This is a genomic window from Rhodococcus sp. NPDC077669 (genome assembly GCF_040686915.1).
Taxonomy (GTDB): Bacteria; Actinomycetota; Actinomycetes; order Mycobacteriales; family Mycobacteriaceae; genus Rhodococcoides; species Rhodococcoides fascians.
This window is the reverse complement of sequence record NZ_JBFBMD010000004.1, coordinates 69,232-90,478: the sequence shown is the minus strand read 5'-3', so window position 1 is coordinate 90,478 and position 21,247 is coordinate 69,232. Positions and strand designations below refer to the sequence as shown.

Annotated in this window: 15 protein-coding genes; 12 read left to right on the top strand and 3 right to left on the bottom strand. The window is 65.5% G+C overall.

What is annotated here, in order from left to right; translation table 11 throughout:
* Both AB0P23_RS06735 and AB0P23_RS06730 read right to left on the bottom strand, forming a co-directional pair.
* A complete protein-coding gene (locus tag AB0P23_RS06735) occupies positions 1 to 2,523 on the bottom strand; it encodes a DUF2156 domain-containing protein (RefSeq protein ID WP_032372757.1) in 2,523 nt (840 codons plus the stop codon).
* 101 nt (positions 2,524 to 2,624) lie between these two features.
* On the bottom strand, positions 2,625 to 3,926 hold the full coding sequence (locus AB0P23_RS06730) for an alpha/beta hydrolase-fold protein (RefSeq protein WP_032370569.1): 1,302 nt from the start codon (positions 3,924 to 3,926) through the stop codon (positions 2,625 to 2,627).
* Positions 3,927 to 4,120: 194 nt separating this feature from the next.
* Here AB0P23_RS06730 and AB0P23_RS06725 point away from each other — a divergent pair, with 194 nt between their 5' ends.
* From AB0P23_RS06725 to gndA, 4 genes are all read left to right on the top strand, one after another.
* Positions 4,121 to 4,537: a BlaI/MecI/CopY family transcriptional regulator gene (locus AB0P23_RS06725; protein ID WP_032366177.1), complete on the top strand. Its 417-nt coding sequence runs from the start codon at positions 4,121 to 4,123 to the stop codon at positions 4,535 to 4,537.
* Positions 4,538 to 4,560: 23 nt separating this feature from the next.
* The gene (locus AB0P23_RS06720; RefSeq protein ID WP_032383817.1) at positions 4,561 to 5,517 is read left to right on the top strand and encodes a M56 family metallopeptidase; all 957 of its coding nucleotides are present in this window, start codon (positions 4,561 to 4,563) and stop codon (positions 5,515 to 5,517) included.
* 382 nt (positions 5,518 to 5,899) lie between these two features.
* A complete protein-coding gene (locus AB0P23_RS06715; RefSeq protein WP_230591740.1) occupies positions 5,900 to 7,561 on the top strand; it encodes a DEAD/DEAH box helicase in 1,662 nt (553 codons plus the stop codon).
* Positions 7,562 to 7,725: 164 nt separating this feature from the next.
* Positions 7,726 to 9,177: an NADP-dependent phosphogluconate dehydrogenase gene (gene gndA / locus AB0P23_RS06710; RefSeq protein ID WP_027497152.1), complete on the top strand. Its 1,452-nt coding sequence runs from the start codon at positions 7,726 to 7,728 to the stop codon at positions 9,175 to 9,177.
* A 71-nt stretch (positions 9,178 to 9,248) separates the two neighbouring features.
* Here gndA and AB0P23_RS06705 read toward each other — a convergent pair whose 3' ends face one another.
* Positions 9,249 to 9,776: a DUF4262 domain-containing protein gene (locus tag AB0P23_RS06705; RefSeq protein ID WP_052061585.1), complete on the bottom strand. Its 528-nt coding sequence runs from the start codon at positions 9,774 to 9,776 to the stop codon at positions 9,249 to 9,251.
* An 87-nt stretch (positions 9,777 to 9,863) separates the two neighbouring features.
* Between AB0P23_RS06705 and AB0P23_RS06700 the strand changes: the two genes are divergently transcribed.
* The 8 genes from AB0P23_RS06700 to AB0P23_RS06665 all read left to right on the top strand — a co-directional run bounded on the left by AB0P23_RS06700 (position 9,864) and on the right by AB0P23_RS06665 (position 21,247).
* The gene (locus AB0P23_RS06700; RefSeq protein ID WP_204856581.1) at positions 9,864 to 11,192 is read left to right on the top strand and encodes a DEAD/DEAH box helicase; all 1,329 of its coding nucleotides are present in this window, start codon (positions 9,864 to 9,866) and stop codon (positions 11,190 to 11,192) included.
* Positions 11,189 to 12,088 carry a DMT family transporter gene (locus AB0P23_RS06695; RefSeq protein ID WP_032384324.1) on the top strand — a complete coding sequence of 300 codons (900 nt, stop codon included), beginning with the start codon at positions 11,189 to 11,191 and terminating at the stop codon, positions 12,086 to 12,088. The genes AB0P23_RS06700 and AB0P23_RS06695 overlap by 4 nt, the downstream gene beginning before the upstream one ends.
* A gap of 11 nt (positions 12,089 to 12,099) precedes the next feature.
* Positions 12,100 to 13,536 (top strand): GuaB1 family IMP dehydrogenase-related protein, encoded by a 1,437-nt coding sequence (locus AB0P23_RS06690; protein WP_027497156.1) that lies wholly within the window; start codon positions 12,100 to 12,102, stop codon positions 13,534 to 13,536.
* A 331-nt stretch (positions 13,537 to 13,867) separates the two neighbouring features.
* Positions 13,868 to 15,247: a hemolysin family protein gene (locus AB0P23_RS06685; protein WP_027497158.1), complete on the top strand. Its 1,380-nt coding sequence runs from the start codon at positions 13,868 to 13,870 to the stop codon at positions 15,245 to 15,247.
* On the top strand, positions 15,240 to 16,361 hold the full coding sequence (locus AB0P23_RS06680) for a hemolysin family protein (protein WP_032370576.1): 1,122 nt from the start codon (positions 15,240 to 15,242) through the stop codon (positions 16,359 to 16,361). The genes AB0P23_RS06685 and AB0P23_RS06680 overlap by 8 nt, the downstream gene beginning before the upstream one ends.
* The gene (locus tag AB0P23_RS06675) at positions 16,362 to 17,276 is read left to right on the top strand and encodes a 3-methyladenine DNA glycosylase (RefSeq protein WP_206497565.1); all 915 of its coding nucleotides are present in this window, start codon (positions 16,362 to 16,364) and stop codon (positions 17,274 to 17,276) included.
* Between the two features lie 64 nt (positions 17,277 to 17,340).
* Positions 17,341 to 19,515: a malate synthase G gene (locus AB0P23_RS06670; RefSeq protein WP_032372755.1), complete on the top strand. Its 2,175-nt coding sequence runs from the start codon at positions 17,341 to 17,343 to the stop codon at positions 19,513 to 19,515.
* 67 nt (positions 19,516 to 19,582) lie between these two features.
* Positions 19,583 to 21,247 (top strand): VWA domain-containing protein, encoded by a 1,665-nt coding sequence (locus AB0P23_RS06665; protein ID WP_230595109.1) that lies wholly within the window; start codon positions 19,583 to 19,585, stop codon positions 21,245 to 21,247.

Here is a 21,247-nt window from a genome sequence, read left to right as displayed (position 1 = left end):
TCACCGCTCGATCATCGTTCGGACGAGCTTGAAGCCCTGACCGATGGACACGTCGGGCAGGTAGGCCCGGCCGATTGCGTTGCCGATACTGGGCAGGGCGGCCGGATCGGCGAACGTCATGTACATCGGCTCGTAGCGCGGCTGGAATTTGGATTTGAATGCCAGCAGAGACCGGAACCCGTAGACAGGTTCGAGGGTTCGCCCGAGTACATCGAGCAACCGTTCGAGCAAGCCGGACAGCGTCGACTGCTCGGCGCTGGACACGTGCTCGGGCTGCTTCTCGTCGACTTTGGCCAGAGGTGCACCGGACAGGCTCAGGAACCTGGCCCCCTCCTGCTCGAGGAGCAGGGCGGCAGAGGCGATGAGAAACTCCATTGTCGGCCGAAAACCTTCCGACCGTCTCCGCATGAAATCGAGCGTCCACCCGACGATGACGCCGTCCTCGTAGACGGGCATCCACGACGTGACCCCGTGCACGGTTCGATGTTCGTCGACGGCAATCAGGCATCGCACGTTCTCGTCGTCGACCTCCTCGAGTCCGCCGAGGGTGAAGCCCATTTCCGGCATCCCCTTGTCTGCCACCCACTCCTCGGAGATCGCGGTGATCTGATCGGTGATGGCCAGTGGAGCGGTGGGAAACCGAATCCACTCCGCGACGACGCCTGCCTTCTTCGCTCGATTGAGCGCAGTACGAACATCCTGGAACCGCTTGCCGGTGAACGCTATTCCGTCCAGATCGAGCACGGTCTCCTCACCGACCTGGATACCGCCCCATCCCAGAGAATCGGTGATACGCCGGACGGCCGGGGTGACGGAGTAGAAACACGGAATCCACCCGTTCTTCGACGCGAACTCGGCAAACTCGACGACGTTGTCTCGCAACGATGCTCGCGGCCCGACAGGGTCACCGGTGGTCAAAGCCACGCCGGAAATGACGCGATACGCCACGTAGCTGCGGCCGTCGGCGCTGAACCAGTACTTGTTCCCGCGCCAGGTCGTCATCCACGACAGCGCCGAGCCGCTGCTCGACATCAGCACGCTGCGAGCCCGTTCGGTGGCATCGGTCTCCGGGCCGTACACCGGTGTGAGGAAGGTGCTGATCGTGAGCGCACACACCACGACCCAGAACACGACGCCGGTCCACTCGAACAGCAAGGTGGTCGGGGTGCTCTGGGGTAGAAGGGCGGGCTCGAGCCACTGCAGATAGACCGGCGGAACCAGCCTCTGCGGGAAATCGACCAGCAATCCGCCGAAGGACGGCGAGTCGGCGAAACCGCCGCGACCGAGATAGCCACCGATCGAGTAGATCAGGCCGAGTCCTACTACGGCGGCCACGACGGACGCGGCCCAGCGTCGGTACGTGCCAGCCGGTGCCGACACGTCGAAGAACTTCCGAGTGACGATCAGGACCAGCAGGACGATCAGGGGCAGAAGGAAGGGCACGGCAGTGCGGTAGGCCGTGGGAGATTCCAGCCCGTAAAACAACGATTCGTCGTCACCGGCTTCGAGGAATCGGATGGCGTAGTTCGCCACCGACAGCGCGAGCAGAACCACCTGCGAGATCACTGCCATCGCCCACGCGAACCGTCGACCGCGGCGCAAACCGTCACTGACCACCAACAGGAACAGCGACGGCATGATGCTCAGGATCGTCGGTCCGACTCCGCCCAGCCTGAGGTCGAGCAGCCCGCGGCGGCATTCCACCGGATCGGTCGTGGCATCGGCGCAGATCTCACGAACCTCGGCAGCTGTGTACGGCACGCCGCGCACCACGTCGCGAAGCACCGCGAACGGCCCCACGGCATTGGGGCTCAAGGCCGCCAGCACCGGACCGAGGGCACTGGCGGCGACGATCAGCGCGACCAGCACACGTCCTTCACGCTGCGTTCCCGCCAATCTCGGACCGCGCGCCGAGCGGCCGACGATCCACGGGCCCACGATCAGACCGATCACCGCTGCCGCCAACCGAACGACGTCCTGCAGGTGACCGCCGAACAAGGCCAGGGTCACCAGAAGGGTCAGCAGTCCGACGCGAATCCGCCTGCGCCACAGCGTGTCCATCCGCGACGTGGCAACCAGCACAACTCCGCAGACCCATGTCGTCGGGCCCACGGCCGTACCTACGTGCAGGCGGAAACCCCAATCCTCGTCGACGGTCTTCGCCAGCACGGCCAGGCCCAGCCCGAACAACGACCCCGCAACCTGCGTCACGAATGCGGCTACCGCGAACCGACGGGAACCGATACGACGTTCGATCGGGGCAGCAGCGAGGAGCACCGCAACGGTCGCCACCACGCAGCCCGCAATATTCGGCGCTGCCAGACCAGATGTCAGCGGCGTCCAGAGATGCCAGTGCTCGAACGGGACGATGCCGACCGCGAAGTACCTGTCGACCTGACCATGGCCGTCCGACACGACGGCATACATCCCCGAAAGCCAGACCACGGCGAGCAGGGTGAAGCTGACCGGGGCACCCACGGCACCGAACAGGATCAGCGACCACAATCGCCGCGACTGCCGCATCGTCGCCGAGGCGGCGGATCTCACGACGGCCACCTTCTCGGACATCCACGTCGGTGCCGCAGCATCGATCGCTTCCGTCGGACCCCCCGACTCGTCGGTGTTCACGCCGTCAGTCCTGTTCTCGTAGCCAGCCACGGCAGTTCTCGACGTAAGCCTTCGGACCACACCGCGAAGCTGTGTCCCCCTGGTACCTCCACGTACTGCACATCCATTCCAGCGGCCTTCGCCGCGTCGTACATCTCCTGCTGGCCCGGTTGGTAATCCTTGTCCTCGGACCCCACGACGAAAATACCGGCAGAGTCCGGGTATCGACGCGATTTCAGCAGGTCGAGAGGGTTGATCGCGGTGAACGCTGCGGCGTTGCCGCCGAACGCCTGCTGCACGGTTCGATCTCGATCGCCGAGGGTCGGCTCGCGCTGACCCGACAGGTCGAGAAACGTGGGATAGACCTCGGGATGATTGGTGGCCATCTGTATCGAGCACGTTCCGCCGTAGGACAATCCGCCGATCGCCCAATGAGCACGGTTTCGATCCACCTGCAGGGAGTTGTCGATCCAATCGGGAACGTCACGTGCGAGGTAGGTGGCCGCGTTGCCGAGTGTCGAATCCACGCACAGCGGATTGGCGATCGACGAGCCGGTGCCGTCGGCCACGACCACCACCGGTGCCAAACCGGCATGATCACGCGCGAAGTTGTCCATGGTCTCGGCGAGCTTGCCCCCGTTGAACCAGTCTTCGGGTGCGCCGGGCTGGCCGGCGAGCAGTACGAGGACAGGAAGAAGCGGACGGGGATCGGCGAAATAGGCCGGCGGTAGGTAGATCTGGGCGTCTCGCGCCGTGAAGTTCGACGCGGTGGCAGGAATGGTGGCGGAGGTGACGCGGCCGGCGGAAGGCAGGTCGGCAGGTGCGGACCAGGCAGATTCCAGGGGTGTGCCGGTGACGGTGTCGGAGACCGGAGGCGGCACGTCCGAGAACGCTATGCGCTCGGCCGACTCGACACCGAGCGCATTTCCCACGGTCGGATACGCATCGAATTCGAGGTTGACGTGCAGAGCAGACGTTGCCACCACGAGTACCGCCGCCAGCACCGACACCACTGTGCCGACCACGCCGCGGGCAGCGATCGACCGTGGTACGAGTGCGAACAGGGCAGCCACACCCACCCCGATCCACACGTAGATCGACATGTCGATCGGATCGGGGAACGGACGCCATACTTTTTCGACCACTACGTAACCGATGGCCGTGACGACGATCGCCGCGGTGGCAGCGATCGGCAGCGCACGCCTGGCGTACCGACGCGACCTCGAGACCAGCAACCACAGTCCGCCGGCGGCGCCGAGCACGGACACGATCACCGGCAGTGGCCCATCGAGCAACGACAGTGAATCGAACCACTTCACGCGAGGTCTCCACTCATCTTTCCGACTCGGCCCAGCGGCACCAACTCACGACAGAGTATGCCCACGGACCCGCTCACAGTCACGACCCGCCGACGCCACTCGACCGCGGCTATGACCGAGACCACAGCACTCGGACGGTAGTTACTACTACGAGTAGTACGCATCCGCGTCGGACTGGCCGTAGACTCGGAGGAATGGCTGGCCTTGGTGAATTGGAACGCGCAGTAATGGACCATCTGTGGGAATCGACGGAGCCGCAGACCGTTCGTCAGGTCCACGAGGCCCTTGCGACTCATCGTGAACTCGCGTACACGACCGTGATGACGGTCCTGCAGCGTCTGGCGAAGAAAAGTTTGGTCGTCCAGCAGCGCGACGACCGAGCTCACCGCTACGCCCCGGTCCATGGTCGCGACGAGTTGGTCGCGAGCCTGATGGTCGACGCGTTGTCCCAGGCCCCCGCCTCCGGCGGTCGTGCAGCTGCCCTCGTGCACTTCGTCGGGCAGGTCGGAGCAGATGAGGCCGCCGCCCTCCGTGAAGCACTCGCGGCGCTGGAAGTGGCACAATCGACGACAGAGTCACCTTCTGCTGCAGAAGGCCGTCCGACGGACTGAGGCTCCTCGTAGTAAGTGAGGACATGAACTCCACCACTGCGCTGGTATTCGCGATACTCGCGCTGATCCTGGCTGGACCTGTGCCGGCGATGCTCGCCCGCGCGAGCTGGCCGTACCGGTCGCCTCGCGCTGCTCTGGTGCTGTGGCAGGCCATCGCCCTCGCGGCCGTGTTGTCGGCCTTCAGTTCCGGCCTCGCAATCGGCGGATTGCTGCTCGTGCCGGGCCCCGACGGCCGTCCGACCACGGCTCCGACCGACGAGATCGACGCCTTGGGCCTGCCTCTGTGGACCTTGTACGTGGTGGTGCTCGCGATCACTCTGGGCATCGGAGCGAAACTGATGTTCTCGGTGGCTCAGGTGGCGGTGCGTACCCGCCGTCGCCGCTCCCGTCATCGCATGTTGGTCGATCTGCTCGACAGGACCGACAAGAGCGACAATCCGTTCAGGGGCCTGCGTGATGCAGACATCCGGGTTCTGGACGCGGCGGAACCGATTGCGTATTGCCTGCCCGGACTACGGCAGCGGGTGGTGCTGAGCCGCGGAACGCTTGCCAGCCTCTCCGAAGCGGAGGTGACCGCGATCCTCAGTCACGAGCGATCACACCTACGATCCCGTCATGACCTCGTGCTGGAAGCGTTCACCGCGGTCAACGAGGCGTTCCCCAGAATCGTTCGTAGCAAGTCCGCCCTGAGCAGCGTTCAGTTGTTGGTCGAGCTGCTGGCCGATGACACGGCGGTCAAGGTCACCGGACCCACCCCTCTCGCGCGCGCACTCGTGACGTGTGCCGGATCCACCGCACCGCGGGGTGCCATGGCAGCCGGAGGACCGCACACACTCATTCGCGTCCAGCGGTTGAGCGGGCCGGGCAGCGACGTCCGGATCGCCGCTGTGGCATATCTGGCCGCCGTCGTCATACTCGTGCTGCCGACCATCTACGTCGCGATGCCGTGGCTCGAAGAGCTGAGCAAACTCCTCGGCTGATCGAGCGCCGCCACGTCAGGGGGTCACGCAGGTCACACCCACCCGGGTGAACAAATGGCGGTACGTCCCGTACAATAGAACTCGGTCGCCATCGCGACCAAGCAATCGAAATGGCACAAACAGCCCCACTTTATGCAGGTTCGACCTGCGTACCGATGGCCAGGTGACAGTGCCCTGGCTCGTATCAATGTGTTCTGGCTGTTTTTCGTGTTTCCCTTCTCGTCGGGTCTCTCAGCTTCGGGCTTATTGGCGTGCCCGCAATCCGGAGAGGCTTTACTGCGTGACCAACGCTGTTTCCAATACCACCGTTTCCCCCGAGTCCGACTCGACGGCCGTACCGACGCCCGCAGCGGCACCGGCATTCACATTCGCCGAGCTCGGTCTGCCCGAGGCAGTCGTCGCGGCTCTCGCTCGTAACTCGATCACCGTGCCGTCCCCCATCCAGGAAAAGGCGCTCCCCGACGCCATCGCCGGCAAGAACGTCCTCGGTCGCGCGCAGACAGGTTCGGGCAAGACCCTCGCCTTCGGCCTGCCGATCCTGCAGCGCCTGTCGCTGCACACCGATCGACCGGCCGCCAAGCGCCCGCGTTCGCTCGTACTGGTTCCCACCCGCGAACTCGCGTTCCAGGTAGTCGAGTCGCTCGCTCCCTACGCCAACGCACAGGGCCTCCGGGTCATGCCTGCCGTCGGCGGCACCCCGTTCAACAAGCAGGTCGAGCAGCTTCGCCGCGGAGTCGACGTACTGGTCGCCACTCCGGGACGACTGGCAGATCACCTGCGTCAGGGCACCTGCATCCTCGACTCCATCGAGATCACCGCGCTCGACGAGGCCGATCAGATGGCCGACATGGGCTTCCTGCCCGAGGTGCGCGCCGTACTCGCCGATACACCCGCAGACGGACAGCGGATGCTGTTCTCGGCCACCCTCGACCGCGAGGTCCAGTCACTGGTTCGCCAGTTCCTGCCCGACCACGTCGAGCACTCCACCCAGGACGGCAAGGCCAGCGTCCGAACCATGGACCACTACGTCCTCATGGTCGACCGCGGCCAGAAGGATCTGGTGCTCTCGGAGATCGGTGCCCGTGAAGGCGGCCGCACCATCATGTTCGCGCGCACCAAGCTGGGCTGCGACGGCATCACCGATCGCCTGCGCGCCCTCGGCATCGCTGCAGAGTCGCTGCACGGCGGCAAGGCACAGAACCAGCGCACCCGAGTGCTCGAGCGATTCAAGAACGGTCGCACCCCTGTGCTCGTGGCCACCGACGTCGCGGCCCGCGGAATTCACGTCGACGGAATCGACCTGGTCGTACACGTCGATCCGCCCGCTGACCACAAGGACTACCTGCACCGCGCCGGCCGCACGGCACGCGCCGGAGAAAAGGGCACCGTCGTCGCGATCGTGCTCCCCAATCAGCGTCGTCAGGTTCTGCGTTTGACCGGGATGGCCGGCGTCAAGGCCACCGCGGTCAACGTCTCCCCCGGTTCGGCCGAACTCAACAGCATCACCGGAGCCAAGAAGCCGACCGGTGAGCCGTTGCGTGCCGAATCCACCCCGCGTGATCGCAACAGCCGCCCGCGCACCGGTGGCTACCAGGGATCCAACCCCCGCAGCGGTGGCTACCAGGGTTCCAACCCGCGCAGCGAAGGCGGCTACCAGGGTGACCGTCCCCGCACGGGATACCAGGGATCGAGCCCTCGCACCGGCGGCTACCAGGGATCCAACCCGCGCAGCGAAGGCGGCTACCAGGGTGACCGTCCCCGCACCGGCTACCAGGGATCGAGCCCTCGCACCGGCGGCTACCAGGGATCCAACCCGCGCAGCGAAGGCGGCTACCAAGGTGACCGCCCGCGTCGCTCCGACTCGAGCTCGTACCGCGGCTCAGAGGGTCGCGGTTACGAAGGTCGCGGCTCGGACAACCGTGGCTCGGACAACCGTCGTCCCGCATCCGCCCCGCGCCAGGACGAGAACCGGTCGGGTGGGTTCCGTAGCCGCACCGAGCGTCGTTCGTACGACGGTTTCGACGGGCCTGCACGCAGCCACTGATCGATCGTTCGAGGCGAAGTCCTGATTCGACGGGCTTCGTCGCTCGAACCCCGAGGTGCCGCATTCTTCGCGAATGCGGCACCTTTTTCGTCGTGTCGGCCGGCGTCGCACCCGACCCAGGGGGTTGGCTCGCGCGAAATCGCGCGGCAAGGAAAGCTGTCTGTATGACCTCAGCAGCAAAAGAGACAGAACTGGCTCAGATCGGAGTCACCGGACTCGCCGTCATGGGCTCCAACATCGCGCGTAACTTCGCCCACCACGGGCACACTGTCGCGTTGCACAACCGCAGTATCGCGAAAACCGACGCGTTGATCGCCGAGCACGGTACCGAGGGCAACTTCATCCGTACCGAGACCATCGAGGAGTTCGTGGCCGCGCTGGCGAAGCCGCGGCGCGTGCTCATCATGGTGAAGGCAGGCGACCCGACAGATGCGGTGATCGAGGAACTCGCCGGTGTGATGGAGGAAGGCGACATCATCATCGACGGCGGCAACGCGCTCTACACCGATACGATCCGCCGCGAGGCGGCCATGAAGGACCGCGGTCTGCTCTTCGTCGGTGCCGGTATTTCCGGCGGCGAAGAGGGCGCGCTCAACGGCCCGTCGATCATGCCGGGTGGCCCGGCCGAGTCCTACAAGGCACTGGGACCGTTGCTCGAGTCCATCGCTGCGCAGGTGGACGGCACGCCGTGCTGCACCCACATCGGGCCCGACGGCTCCGGCCACTTCGTCAAGATGGTGCACAACGGCATCGAATACGCCGATATGCAGCTCATCGGCGAGGCGTACAACCTCTTTCGCGACGCGCTCGGGTACTCGCCTGCGCAGGTTGCAGACGTCTTCACCGAGTGGAACAAGGGCGATCTGGAGAGCTACCTCGTCGAGATCACTGCGGAGGTCCTTCGCCAGGTCGACGCGAAGACCGGGCAGCCACTGGTCGATGTGATCGTCGATGCTGCCGAACAGAAGGGCACCGGTCGATGGACCGTCAAGGCGGCACTCGATCTCGGAGTGCCCGTGACCGGCATCGCCGAGGCAGTGTTCGCACGGGCTCTGTCGGGATCGCGAGCCCAGCGCAAGGCGGCTGTCGGCCTCGCATCGGGAACACTGGCCGACAAGCCGACCGATGCCGAGCAGTTCACCCACGACATCAGCCGGGCGCTGTACGCGTCGAAGATCGTCGCCTACGCACAGGGCTTCGATCAGATCGCGGCGGGTAGCGCCGAATACGATTGGAATCTGCATCCGGGCGATCTCGCCACGATCTGGCGTGGTGGCTGCATCATTCGGGCGCGATTCCTGAACCGCATCAAGGACGCGTACGACGACAACGCCGAACTACCGAGCCTCATCCTGGCGCCGTACTTCCGTGACGCCATCGAGAACGCGATCGACAGTTGGCGGCGCGTCGTCATCACGGCTGCGTCGCTCGGCATCCCGGTGCCTGCGTTCGCATCCTCGCTCTCGTACTACGACGCGCTGCGTGCCGAGCGTCTGCCTGCGGCCTTGACACAGGGACAGCGCGACTTCTTCGGTGCGCACACCTACGAGCGCACCGATTCCGAGGGCAAGTTCCACACTCTGTGGAGTGGAGATCGCTCCGAGATCGAAGCCTGACATCGGTCCCTCGCCGGTGGCACCGCGCGTACTTTCGCGCGGTGCCACCGGTGTGATCGGTCTTCGCTCGCTCAGAAGGGCACCGGCCCGAGTATCGGTTGCACCACCGTCGACGGAAATCCCTCCCACGGCAGTGCACCTTCGAGGTCCCTCCAGACGGCTTGTACGGCGCTGAAGCGTCCCGTGCCGTACACGTCGGAGGCGACGTACAGGATGTCCGCACAATCCGGTACGTCGATGGCCAGAAGATCGAATCCTGCTGCTGCACAACCGATTCCGGATTCGATCTCCAACATCCCCGACGCCACCGAAGTCCCCAGCGCGTTCAGGATCATCGAGGATTCACGTGGCCCGCGTCCCGTCACGACGATTTCGGGACTGCCCAGGTCGGTGAGACCGACCGTGTAGCAGAACGCGGGATGAATGCCGTCTCGATCGACCTCCGATTCCACGTACTGCAGCGCCCACCCGAATGTCTCGATCGTTGCCCTCACGTCATCGATGTAATTGTCGACACCGAACCCTCGGCACATCTTGCACATGACTCCCCCACCTTCGCCGTGCAACCGCCCCTGCGGAGATTGCGTCTCGAACGCCATTCGAACTCACGTTCTAGGACAAGTATTGCGTGCGGTACCGACAAGAACGGTCGAACGCGTCGTCGATCCGGCGGTAAGGTCAGCTCCATGCCGGGTCAATCCACTCGATCGTTCGCAGACCTCGGTCTCCCCGTCGTTCTGGTGCACTCCCTCAGAAATGCAGGTGCTCGCGACCCGTTTCCCATTCAGGTCGCGGCGATCCCCGATGCCCTTGCCGGACGGGACGTCCTCGGGCGCGCACCCACGGGCTCGGGTAAGACCCTGGCGTTCTCCCTGCCGATTCTCGTCCACCTCGCCGGCAAGCGAAGCGCACCGGCGGCACCGCGCGGGTTGATTCTCGCCCCCACTCGGGAACTGGCACTGCAGATTCGTGAAGTACTCGACATCCACGGTGCCACCTTCGGACTTCGTACCGTCGGCGTCGTCGGAGGTGTTCCGCTCGAACGCAACGTCCGAGATATTCAGCGCGGAGTCGACATCGTGGTCGCGACTCCCGGCCGGCTCATCGATCTCCTCCAGCGACGCTCGATCACACTCGAGCATGTCGAGGTCACCGTCATCGACGAAGCAGATCGCATGGTGGACATGGGTTTCCTGCCTCAGGTCGATTCACTGCTCGCTGCCACCCCGGAACACGGTCAGAGGATGCTGTTCTCCGCGACGCTGGACGGGGAGGTCGACGGACTGGTCGAGAAGTTTCTGAAAGACCCCGCTGTGCACTCCACTGCGGCAGCCGTCAGCGAACCCGACATGACCCATTTCGTCTTCCGAATCGACGCGGCCCGAAAGACCGAAGTCGCTGCCGCACTTGCCAACCGCGACGGAAAGACACTTCTGTTCCTACGGACCACCCATGCCGTCGATCGACTCACCGACGAGTGCCTCGCGCTGGGTGTGCCGGTATCGTCGTTGCACGGCAACAAGACTCAGGCGCACCGCACCCGATCGCTCGCGGCCTTCGGCGAGGGCACGTCCGTGGCTCTCATCGCAACCGACGTGGCAGCCCGCGGTGTTCACGTCGACGACGTGACGCTCGTCGTTCACGTCGATCCCCCCGTCGATTTCAAGGATTACCTGCACCGCGCCGGACGCACTGCACGTGCCGGTGCCCGTGGAACCGTCGTGACGCTGGCAACGGACGACCAGTTGGATCGCGTCCGATCGATGGCCGACGAGGCCGGCGTTGCCGCCACGATCATCGATACCGATCTGGACCAGTCCGCGTGGCGTCGACCGACGGGCGCACGCACCCCGATCGGTCGACCGCTACCGGCCTCGGTACCGACGACGAGCGGTGCTGCGGCCGACCCCCGAACTGCGCGCGGTGCGGGCCGGACGGGTACGCCGGGCAGGCGTGGGCGGAGCGATGGCACCGGGAGCCGGCGGGGTGGCGGTAGCAGAGGACGACGCGGGTGACCGCGTCCTGGCCGGCGGTCGTACTCGCGCTGATTTCGGCGTTCCTGTTCGCCTGCGCGTCGGTCGCGCAACAGAGCGCGGCCGCGTCCGTCCCCGAAGGTGAATCCCTCGTTTCGGCACTGGTGCGCAGCCCGCGGTGGTGGGTAGGGGTCCTCGGAGACGGCGGTGGCTATGCGGTTCAGATCGCCGCGCTGTGGGTCGGCTCGGTACTGATCGTCCAACCTCTGCTGGTGACAGCACTGCTGTTCGCTCTCCCGATGTCGGCAAAGCTGGTCGGGAGAACACTGCCCGCCACCACCTGGGCGCTCGCCGTGGCGATGGCCGCGGCACTCGCCGTCTTCATCGTGGTGGGCGACCCGAGCGAGGGCAATACCGACGCCCCTTTCGTGCAATGGCTCGTTCCACTGATCGTGGTGGCCGTCGTGGTCGGCTGCGCCGCCGCGGGCGGATTGCTGCTCACCTCGCCGGGAGTTCGGGCACTACTGCTCGGTGCAGCGGGAGGATTGCTGTTCGGCCTGGCGGCTGCGCTGACCAAGAACGTCACCGACCTCGTCGACGGTAACCCGGTCGAGGCGCTGACGGCCTGGCAGACCTACACGCTGATCGGATCCGGCGTCGTCGGCTTCTACCTGCAGCAGCGTGCATTCCAGGTGGGTCCGCTGTCGGCGTCGATGCCGGCCGTGACGATCTGTGAACCACTCGGCGCGGCGTTCGTCGGAGTCACTGTCCTGAACGAGCGAATCAGAACCGAGGGCGCAGCCCTGACGGTCATCGTCGTGGCCGTGGCCGTCATGGTCGTCACGACGGTCCTGCTGTCGCGTACGCAGGCTGCGAACGCGTCCGAACCGACCGCTCGGGACGGGGCGTCGAACCCAGGAAGTCCATCCGACCGGTAGTCTCGATCAACGTGCAGTTCCTCGATGGTCACCAGCCGCCCTACGATCTCACCTACGACGACGTCTTCCTCGTCCCGAACCGGACCGATGTCACTTCTCGTTTCGACGTGGACCTCAGCACGGTCGACGGGTCGGGAACGACCATTCCGATCGTGGTGTCGAACATGACCGCAGTATCTGGTCGGCGGATGGCCGAGACCGTCGCACGACGCGGTGCCATTGCCGTCATTCCGCAGGACCTGCCCACCGAGGCCGTCGCCGAAACCGTCGCATTCGTCAAGAGCAGAGATCTCGTTGCCGACACACCGGTCGTTCTCGGCCCCAACGCCTCGGTCTCCGATGCGCTCGCCCTGGTGCACAAGCGCGCTCATGGATCCGTCGTGATCGTCGAGCACGGCAAGCCCGTCGGTGTCGTCACCGAGAGCGCCTGCGCGGACGTCGATCGCTTCGCTCGGCTCAGCTCGGTGGCCGCGACCGACTTCGTGCGGGTGGCCCGCAACGCCTCACCCAAAGAGGTCTTCGAGCTGATGGAGGCCGCCCACGCCCAGCTCGCGATCGTCGTCGAGGACGACGGTTCGTTGGCCGGTGTGGTGACGAACACCGGTGCCGTCCGCACCGGCATCTACGCCCCTGCCGTCGACGCGTCGGGACGGCTGCGGATCGCTGCCGCGGTCGGCATCAACGGCGACGTGGCGAAGAAGGCGACGGCACTGGTCGAGGCCGGTGCGGACGTCCTGGTGATGGATACCGCCCACGGGCACCAACAGAAGATGCTCGAAGCGTTGGCCGAAGTGCGTTCGCTCGATCTCGGCGTACCGCTCGCCGCCGGCAACGTCGTCTCCGCTCAGGGCACCCGTGACCTGGTGGCGGCGGGTGCGGACATCGTCAAGGTCGGTGTCGGCCCCGGGGCCATGTGCACCACTCGCATGATGACCGGCGTGGGTCGGCCGCAGTTCTCCGCCGTGGCCGACTGTTCGGCTGCCGCAGCCGAACTCGGTGCGTCGGTCTGGGCCGACGGCGGTGTTCGCCATCCTCGCGACGTCGCGCTCGCGCTCGCGGCCGGTGCCGCCAACGTCATGATCGGATCCTGGTTCGCGGGCACCTACGAATCTCCCGGAGACCTTCGCGTCGACGCGGCGGGCAACCGATACAAGGAAAGCTTCGGCATGGCGTCCAAGCGTGCCGTCGCGGCGCGCACTGCCACCGACGGGGCCTTCGACCGCGCCCGCAAGGCGTTGTTCGAGGAAGGGATTTCCAGTTCCCGGATGCGACTGGATCCGGATCGTCCCGGCGTCGAAGACCTCATCGATCACATCTGCGCAGGTGTGCGCAGCACATGCACCTATGCCGGGGCCCGTTCCCTGCCCGAATTGGCCGAACGAGCCGTCCTCGGAGTCCAGTCGGCCGCAGGATTTGCCGAAGGGCGCCCCCTGCCGTCCGGGTGGTAACGCACCGACACGGTTAGACTCACCCACTACGAGTTCGACGACGTTCGCTGTCGTTGCCCGCGCCGAGACGACAACGTCGACTCGGCGCGGATCGACGACGCGTCGGCCACCACCGGTGTGCCGCAACGCGAACCAGACAGAAGGGAATCAGGTGCCCGAGGCACCCACTATTTCGGTTGCCGGTTCGGCAACTGCGGAACAGCACGACGACGGTTCCACATCGGAGGGATCCTCTATCGAGCCGGGAGAGAAACCCGGCGACACCGATTTCGACAGGTCCCCGCAGACGAGCGGAGCGGTACTGCTCTCTCAACTTCGGCGGCGTTGACCTGTGGCCACTCTCGTCACCATCGTCAGCCTGATCGGCTTCGTGGCGCTGACGGCAGGTACTGCCCTCTTCGTCGCGGCAGAGTTCTCCCTCACTGCTCTCGAACGCAGTGCGGTCGAGTCTCAGGCCGAGAACGGCGACCTACGCTCGCGCCAAGTTCTGCATGCTCACAAGACGCTGTCTTTTCAGTTGTCGGGCGCGCAGCTGGGCATCACGATCACCACCCTCATCACCGGTTATCTCGCGGAGCCGGTGCTGGCAGGATTCATTCGGCCGGTGACCACCGCGCTCGGTGCCTCGGACTCTCTTGCGTCGGGCATCTCCCTCGCGGTGGCTCTGATCTTGGCCACGTCGTTCTCGATGATTTTCGGTGAACTGGTCCCCAAGAACATCGCCATCGCGAAACCGATGTCGACCGCGCGGGTCACAGCCGGAGCGATGGCCGGGTTCTCCCTGATCTTCAAATGGGCGATCAACGGACTCAACGGCTCGGCCAACTGGCTCGTGCGACGGCTCGGCATCGAACCGGCCGAGGAACTGCGTTCGGCAAGATCACCGCAGGAGCTCGGTTCACTGGTCCGAACGTCGGCCCAGCAGGGCTCGATCGACGAGAACACCGCACGTCTGGTCGACCGGTCGTTGCAGTTCGGCGACCGCACCGCCGAGGAACTGATGACTCCGCGGGTCAAGATCGAGACTCTCGCCACCGACGCGACCGTCGCCGACCTGATCGAAACCGCTGCGCGAACGGGCTTCTCTCGGTTCCCGGTGGTCGACGGCGACCTGGACGACACCGTCGGTGTCGTACACATCAAGCATGCGTTCACGGTGGCCGGAGCGGACCGCCGGTCCACCACTGTCGAGTCCCTGGCGCGCGACGTTCCGGTCGTTCCGTCGAGCCTGGACGGCGACGCTGTGATGGAACGCGTGCGAGCCGACGGAATGCAGGTGGCCCTCGTGGTGGACGAGTACGGCGGCACCGCAGGCATGGTGACGATGGAAGATCTGATCGAGGAGATCGTCGGCGACGTGCGCGACGAACACGACGAGCCGGAACTGGACGTCGCTCGTTCGGGCGACGGCTGGGACTGCGCGGGGCTGCTTCGCATCGACGAGGTTGCGTCGGCGACGGGCTATTCGGCCCCGGAAGGCGAATACGAAACCATCGGGGGCCTGGTACTGATGCAACTCGGCCGGATTCCATCAGAGGGAGACGCGGTGCTTCTACCGTCCCCGGCGACGGAGGACGTCCCCGACGGCGACGGCGGGTGGATGGCGCGCGTGATCCGCATGGACGGCCGCCGTATCGATCGTGTGCTGATCCTGCCGGTCGACGCCGAAGCAGTGGCGCGTCTGCGATCGGACGGTGAGGTCGATGGGTGACTTTCTCGGGGTAGGTCTGGCAGTTCTGCTGCTGGCCGGAAACGCCTTCTTCGTCGGTGCCGAGTTCGCACTGATCTCAGCTCGCCGTGATCGTCTCGAAGCATTGCTGGCGCAGGGCAAGAAGCGCGCGCAGAGCGTCATCGAGGCCGGTCAAAATCTGTCGCAGATGCTCGCCGCGGCACAACTCGGCATCACGATCTGCTCGATTCTGCTCGGCCGCGTCGCCGAGCCCGCGGTCGCGCACTTGATCGAGGTGCCCCTGGAGCTGGTCGGCATCCCCGGCTCGTTCCTGCACCCGATCGCCTTCGCCATCGCGCTGACGCTCGTCGTGGTTCTGCACATTCTCGTCGGCGAGATGGTCCCGAAGAACATCGCCATCGCCGGCCCGGAGAGCACCGCCATGGTGCTCGTGCCCATCCACCTGATGTTCATCAAGGTGGCGTTGCCCCTGATCTCGTTCTACAACCTGTGCGCCAACCTGACGCTGCGCATGCTTCGCATCGAGCCCAAGGACGAACTGAGTTCGTCCGTCTCGGCGGTGGAGCTGTCGCAGATGATCGGCGAATCGCGCTCGGAGGGACTGATCGACGCCGAGGAACACCGCAGATTGCGCCAGGCTCTCGAGACCTCGGGCCGAACCGTGGCCGAGGTTCTGATTCCCTCGCATCAGGTTCGGAGTATCGAGCTGTCCGGGCCGGACCACACTCTCGGTCCGACCCTCGGTTCGGTGGAACGCGCAGTCATCGAAACCGGGTTCTCTCGGTACCCGGTGCGTGATGCGAGCGGTTCCCTGGTGGGCTATCTGCACCTGAAGGACGTGCTCGACGACATGGCCGACGACTCCGCCGGCCCGGAGACCGTCATTCCCCGCAGCGATGTCAGGGCCCTGCCCGTGGTGTCCATAGACACCGTGCTCGACGACGCGCTGACGAAGCTGCGGCGCGCCAGCAGCCACCTCGGTGCCGTGCACGATGCGACCGGTGCCACGGTCGGCATCGTCGCGCTGGAGGATCTGGTGGAGGAGTTCGTGGGCACGGTTCGAGACGGGACTCACCGTGTCGCCGGTCCCCGACCGGGTCAGTCCGCACCTACCGGTACCCCGCGGAACGTCTGAATGGGCGAATCGGCAACGCTGACCGAGGCGGAGTGGACTGCCCGGCGAGACGCGCACTCGGCGCGGGTGGAGAGTCTCGTCGGCAGCTATCTGGTCGATCGCGGACACGGCAATGTGCATCCGGTGGTGGATTTCTTGTTCACCTACTACAGCCACCGCCCGGGTCAGTTGCGCCGATGGAATCCCGGCCACGGCACGGTTCTGACGGGCGATCGGGCGCGTGACTTCGCCGAGTTCGCCTCGTACGAGCAGGTCGAGACTGCGGACGGTCCAGGATTCCGGGTGCGGTCGGATCTGCTCGAGCGACGCCGGCCCAGCATCGAGTTCGTTCTGGGTCTGCTGTCGGCGACGCGGGAGCGACCGCCCCTGCTCGGCTGCTTCGGTCTGCACGAATGGGCGATGGTCTACCGCGGCGGCGACTCGGCAGTCCGGCACAGCCAGGTCCCGTTGCGACTCGGTCACGAGGGAACCGACGCCGTGGTGGACTCGATGACGTTGCGGTGCACTCACTACGACGCCTACCGCTTCTTCACCGAGGACGCGGTACCGCGTAACGCCCTCGCGTTGTCCCCCGAGTCGCGCCTGGGGTCCGAGCAGCCCGGTTGCATCCACGCGTCGATGGATCTGTACAAGTGGTGCTACAAATTGGGTCCGTTGATCGACTCGGAGTTCGTGACCGACTGTTTCGAGTTGGCGTTGGAGGCGCGAACGATCGATATGCGCGCAAGTCCGTACGATCTGAGCGAGTACCATCTCGATCCCATCCGAATCGAAACTGCGGTTGGACGGGCAGAGTACGTTCGCGCGCAGGGAGAGCTGTCGGAAAAGGCCGCTCCCCTACGCTCGGCACTGGTGGATCGGTGTCGAAAGCTGCTCACCGGCGGCGGGTTCGGCGTCGGACCTACCGCCGAGTAACATCGACAGCGTTGTCGTGGGGACACCGTCACCGGTGTCCGTGACCGGAAAGAGTGAGGAATTCATGACCGATCGTGTGCAGGCTGGTGGACTTCAGGTCGCCAAGGTCCTATTCGATTTCGTCGAGAAGGAGGCGCTGCCGGGTACCGACGTAGATTCGGAGGCCTTCTGGGCCGGTGCCGCGTCGGTGATCGCCGATCTCGCTCCCAAGAACAAAGCGTTGCTTGCCGTCCGTGACGAGATCCAGGGCAAGGTCGACGCGTGGCACGGCGAACATGCCGGTGCCGATTACGACCGCGCAGCGTACAAGACCTTCCTGACAGAGATCGGCTACCTGCTCGACGAGCCTGCCGACTTCCAGATCACCACCTCCGGCGTGGACACCGAGATCACCACCACGGCCGGGCCGCAGCTGGTGGTTCCTGTGCTCAATGCACGCTTTGCGATCAATGCCTCCAACGCACGATGGGGCTCGCTCTACGACGCCCTCTACGGAACGGACGCCATTCCCGAGACCGACGGAGCCGAGAAGGGCACGAGCTACAACAAGGTCCGCGGAGACAAGGTCATCGCGTTCGCGCGTGACTTCCTGGACGAGGCATTGCCGCTGAGCTCCGGCTCGCACGTCGGGACCACCGGATACGTCGTCGACGCCGCGTCGCTGACGGTGACGTTGGCCGACGGCAGCACCGTCGGCCTGAAGGATCCGTCCCAGCTGTTGGGCTACCAGGGCACACCCGATGCGCCGACGGCAATCTTGTTCGTGCACAACGGTTTGCACTTCGAGATCCAGATCGACCCCGAGAGCCCGATCGGCAAGACCGACGGAGCGGGCGTCAAGGACGTGCTCCTCGAGTCGGCTGTCACCACGATCATGGACTTCGAGGATTCGGTCGCCGCAGTCGATGCCGACGACAAGGTTCTGGGCTACCGCAACTGGCTCGGTCTGATGAAGGGCGATCTCACCGAGGAGGTCTCCAAGGGCGGTAAGACGTTCACTCGCGCGATGAACAGGGACCGCACCTACACCTCGGTCGACGGTTCCGAGCTGACGCTGCACGGTCGTTCGCTGCTGTTCGTCCGCAACGTCGGCCACCTGATGACCTCCGACGCGATCCTCGACGCCGAGGGCAACGAGGTTCCCGAGGGCATTCTCGATGCACTGTTCACCTCGCTCGCCGGTCTGCACTCGTTGACTCCGGACAACGTGCTCTCGAACTCGCGTACGGGCTCGCTCTACATCGTCAAGCCGAAGATGCACGGACCGGACGAGGTCGCCTTCACCGCCGAACTGTTCGGCCGCGTCGAGCAGGTCCTCGGCCTGCCCACCAACACGCTCAAGGTCGGCATCATGGACGAGGAGCGCCGCACGACGGTCAACCTCAAGGCCTGCATCCAGGCCGCGTCCGAGCGGGTCGTGTTCATCAACACCGGCTTCCTCGACCGCACCGGCGACGAGATTCACACCTCGATGGAGGCAGGGCCCGTCGTTCGCAAGGGAGCGATGAAGGGCGAGAAGTGGATTGCCGCCTACGAGGACTTCAATGTCGACACCGGGCTGGCGGCCGGCTTGCAGGGCAAGGCGCAGATCGGCAAGGGCATGTGGGCCATGCCCGATCTGATGCACGACATGCTCGAGCAGAAGATCGGCCACCCCAAGGCCGGCGCGAACACTGCGTGGGTTCCCTCCCCCACCGCAGCGACCCTGCACGCCTTGCACTATCACAAGGTCGACGTGTTCGCCCGTCAGCACGAGATCGCGAAAGCCAAGCGCGCCACCGTCGACGAGATCCTCGAGATCCCTCTCGCGCCGTCCACCGACTGGACCGACGAGGAGAAGCAGAACGAACTCGACAACAATTCGCAGTCCATCCTCGGTTATGTCGTGCGCTGGATCGACCACGGTGTCGGATGCTCCAAGGTGCCCGACATCAACGACATCGCTCTCATGGAAGACCGTGCGACGCTGCGCATTTCGAGCCAGTTCATCGCGAACTGGTTGCGGCACGGCATTGTCACCGAGGAGCAGGTGCGCGAATCGCTGAAGCGAATGGCACCGGTGGTCGACCGGCAGAACGCGTCCGATCCGACGTACAAGCCGTTGGCACCCGATTTCGACACCAACATCGCCTTCCAGGCTGCGAGTGATCTGATCTTCCAGGGCACGAGCCAGCCCAACGGGTACACCGAGCCGATCCTGCATCGTCGCCGACGGGAGTACAAGGCCGTCAACGCCTGACGGACTTGTCGACCACGTGGGTGAACACCGGAACTCAGGGCGCGGACGTTCCATAGCCGCCGGGCCCGTGATCGTCGTACTGACGATCGCGGTCCTGGTGGCAGCCGTGTTCGGATGGTTTGCGCTGCGTGATCGAATTTCGGATCAGGGGATCGAGGCAGCCGACACCTGCGTGGAGGGACCGGCCGTCCTCACCGTGGCGGCCGACCCCGACATCTCCGCCGCGATCGAACAGCTGGCAACACGATTCGACGCGACCGCCCCGGTAATTCGCGATCACTGTGTAACAGTAGAGGTTCGAGCCATCGCGTCCGATGCGGTGCGGGCGGCACTGAACTCCGGCGCCGACAACTGGGATGTCGGTGCGCTCGGCGCTCGTCCAGGTCTGTGGATACCCCAGTCCTCGGCAGACGTCGAGGCCGTCGTAGACCGTGGAGCCATCGACGGTACGCCGCGGCCCGTCGCATCGAGTCCGATCGTCCTCGCTGCACCGGGCGCGGTGGCCGACGCCGTCGTCGCTGCAGGCTCTAGCTGGGCAGATCTGATACGACTGCAACGCGACCCGCAGGCTCTCGGACTCCCCGAGTGGGGTGGGCTTCGACTCGCCGTGCCGTCCGGCTCCGACACCGGCGCGAGCACTCTTGCGGTCACGGCCATCGCGGCAGGCGTACGCGGTGACCCGACCACCACACTCACCGTCGAGGAGGCCTCCTCGACGCAACTGGTGTCGGCGATGTCGGAGTTGGCGGTGACCGATACCGGCGCTGCCGCAACCTTGGCCTCCACCACGTACGACGCCCTCGCGGCGCTCGAGAATGCTGCAGGCCCCGACGCCGCCGTCCACGCGGTCCCGGTCACCGAACAGCAACTCGCGTCGACCGATTCCTCGACGCTGACCGCCGTTCGCCCACAGGGTGCAACGCCTGTCGCCGATCATCCGGCGGTCGTGCTCTCCGGTGACGAGACCTCCACCCGAGCAGCCGCGGCATTCGTGGATTTCGTTCGTCAGCCCGACGGTACGCAGACACTCCTGGACGCGGGATTCAGCGTGGACGAGCCCCAGGACGCGGGCATCGTCGCCCCACCATCGGGGCCGGTTGCCGACGCTCTGCTCGCTGTGCTTCGCAATCCGGTTCTGCCCCGCCGTGCCACTGTTCTACTCGACGTGTCCGAGTCGATGCGCACCACCGAAGGCGGTGCGACGCGGCTGCAGAACACTGTTCGCGCACTGAGCGAGCAGTTCCGACGAGTCCCCGACGCCACCGAACTCGGTCTGTGGAGTTTCAGCGAAGACCTGAACAACTCGCTGCCCTTCCGGGTGGATGTCCCGACCGGACCGATGACAGTTCCCGTCGGGACCACTCCGAGGCGCTCCGCCCTCGATGCGACCGCTGAGGCGTTGACGCCGGCAACCGGCTCGTTCACGTACGCGTCCGTCCTCGTCGCGTATCTCGACGCCGTGGCCGGTTACGTCCCCGGCCGCGTCAATTCGGTCGTGCTGATCACGGACGGCCCGGACGACTCACCCTTGTCGGCGGACGAGCTACTCACCGAACTGACATCGGCGTCCGATCCGGCGCGGCCGGTCGCGGTGAACGTCGTGCGCATCGGCGACGGCAGCCCTGCCCCCGTGTTCACCGACATCGCAGCTCGCACCGGCGGCACCGTGGACACGGTCCCGACATCGGATTCCCCAGACCTCCTCGATCGACTCGGAAAGTTGCTGTACTAG

Excerpts from the sequence above, each read along its gene's own strand:
- gndA (WP_027497152.1), top strand. The coding sequence starts at position 7,726 with ATGACCTCAGCAGCAAAAGAGACAGAACTGGCTCAGATCGGAGTCACC.
- AB0P23_RS06670 (WP_032372755.1), top strand. The coding sequence starts at position 17,341 with ATGACCGATCGTGTGCAGGCTGGTGGACTTCAGGTCGCCAAGGTCCTA.
- AB0P23_RS06725 (WP_032366177.1), top strand. The coding sequence starts at position 4,121 with ATGGCTGGCCTTGGTGAATTGGAACGCGCAGTAATGGACCATCTGTGG.
- AB0P23_RS06700 (WP_204856581.1), top strand. The coding sequence starts at position 9,864 with ATGCCGGGTCAATCCACTCGATCGTTCGCAGACCTCGGTCTCCCCGTC.
- AB0P23_RS06735 (WP_032372757.1), bottom strand. The coding sequence starts at position 2,523 with ATGCGGCAGTCGCGGCGATTGTGGTCGCTGATCCTGTTCGGTGCCGTG.
- AB0P23_RS06680 (WP_032370576.1), top strand. The coding sequence starts at position 15,240 with ATGGGTGACTTTCTCGGGGTAGGTCTGGCAGTTCTGCTGCTGGCCGGA.
- AB0P23_RS06675 (WP_206497565.1), top strand. The coding sequence starts at position 16,362 with ATGGGCGAATCGGCAACGCTGACCGAGGCGGAGTGGACTGCCCGGCGA.
- AB0P23_RS06705 (WP_052061585.1), bottom strand. The coding sequence starts at position 9,776 with ATGGCGTTCGAGACGCAATCTCCGCAGGGGCGGTTGCACGGCGAAGGT.
- AB0P23_RS06720 (WP_032383817.1), top strand. The coding sequence starts at position 4,561 with ATGAACTCCACCACTGCGCTGGTATTCGCGATACTCGCGCTGATCCTG.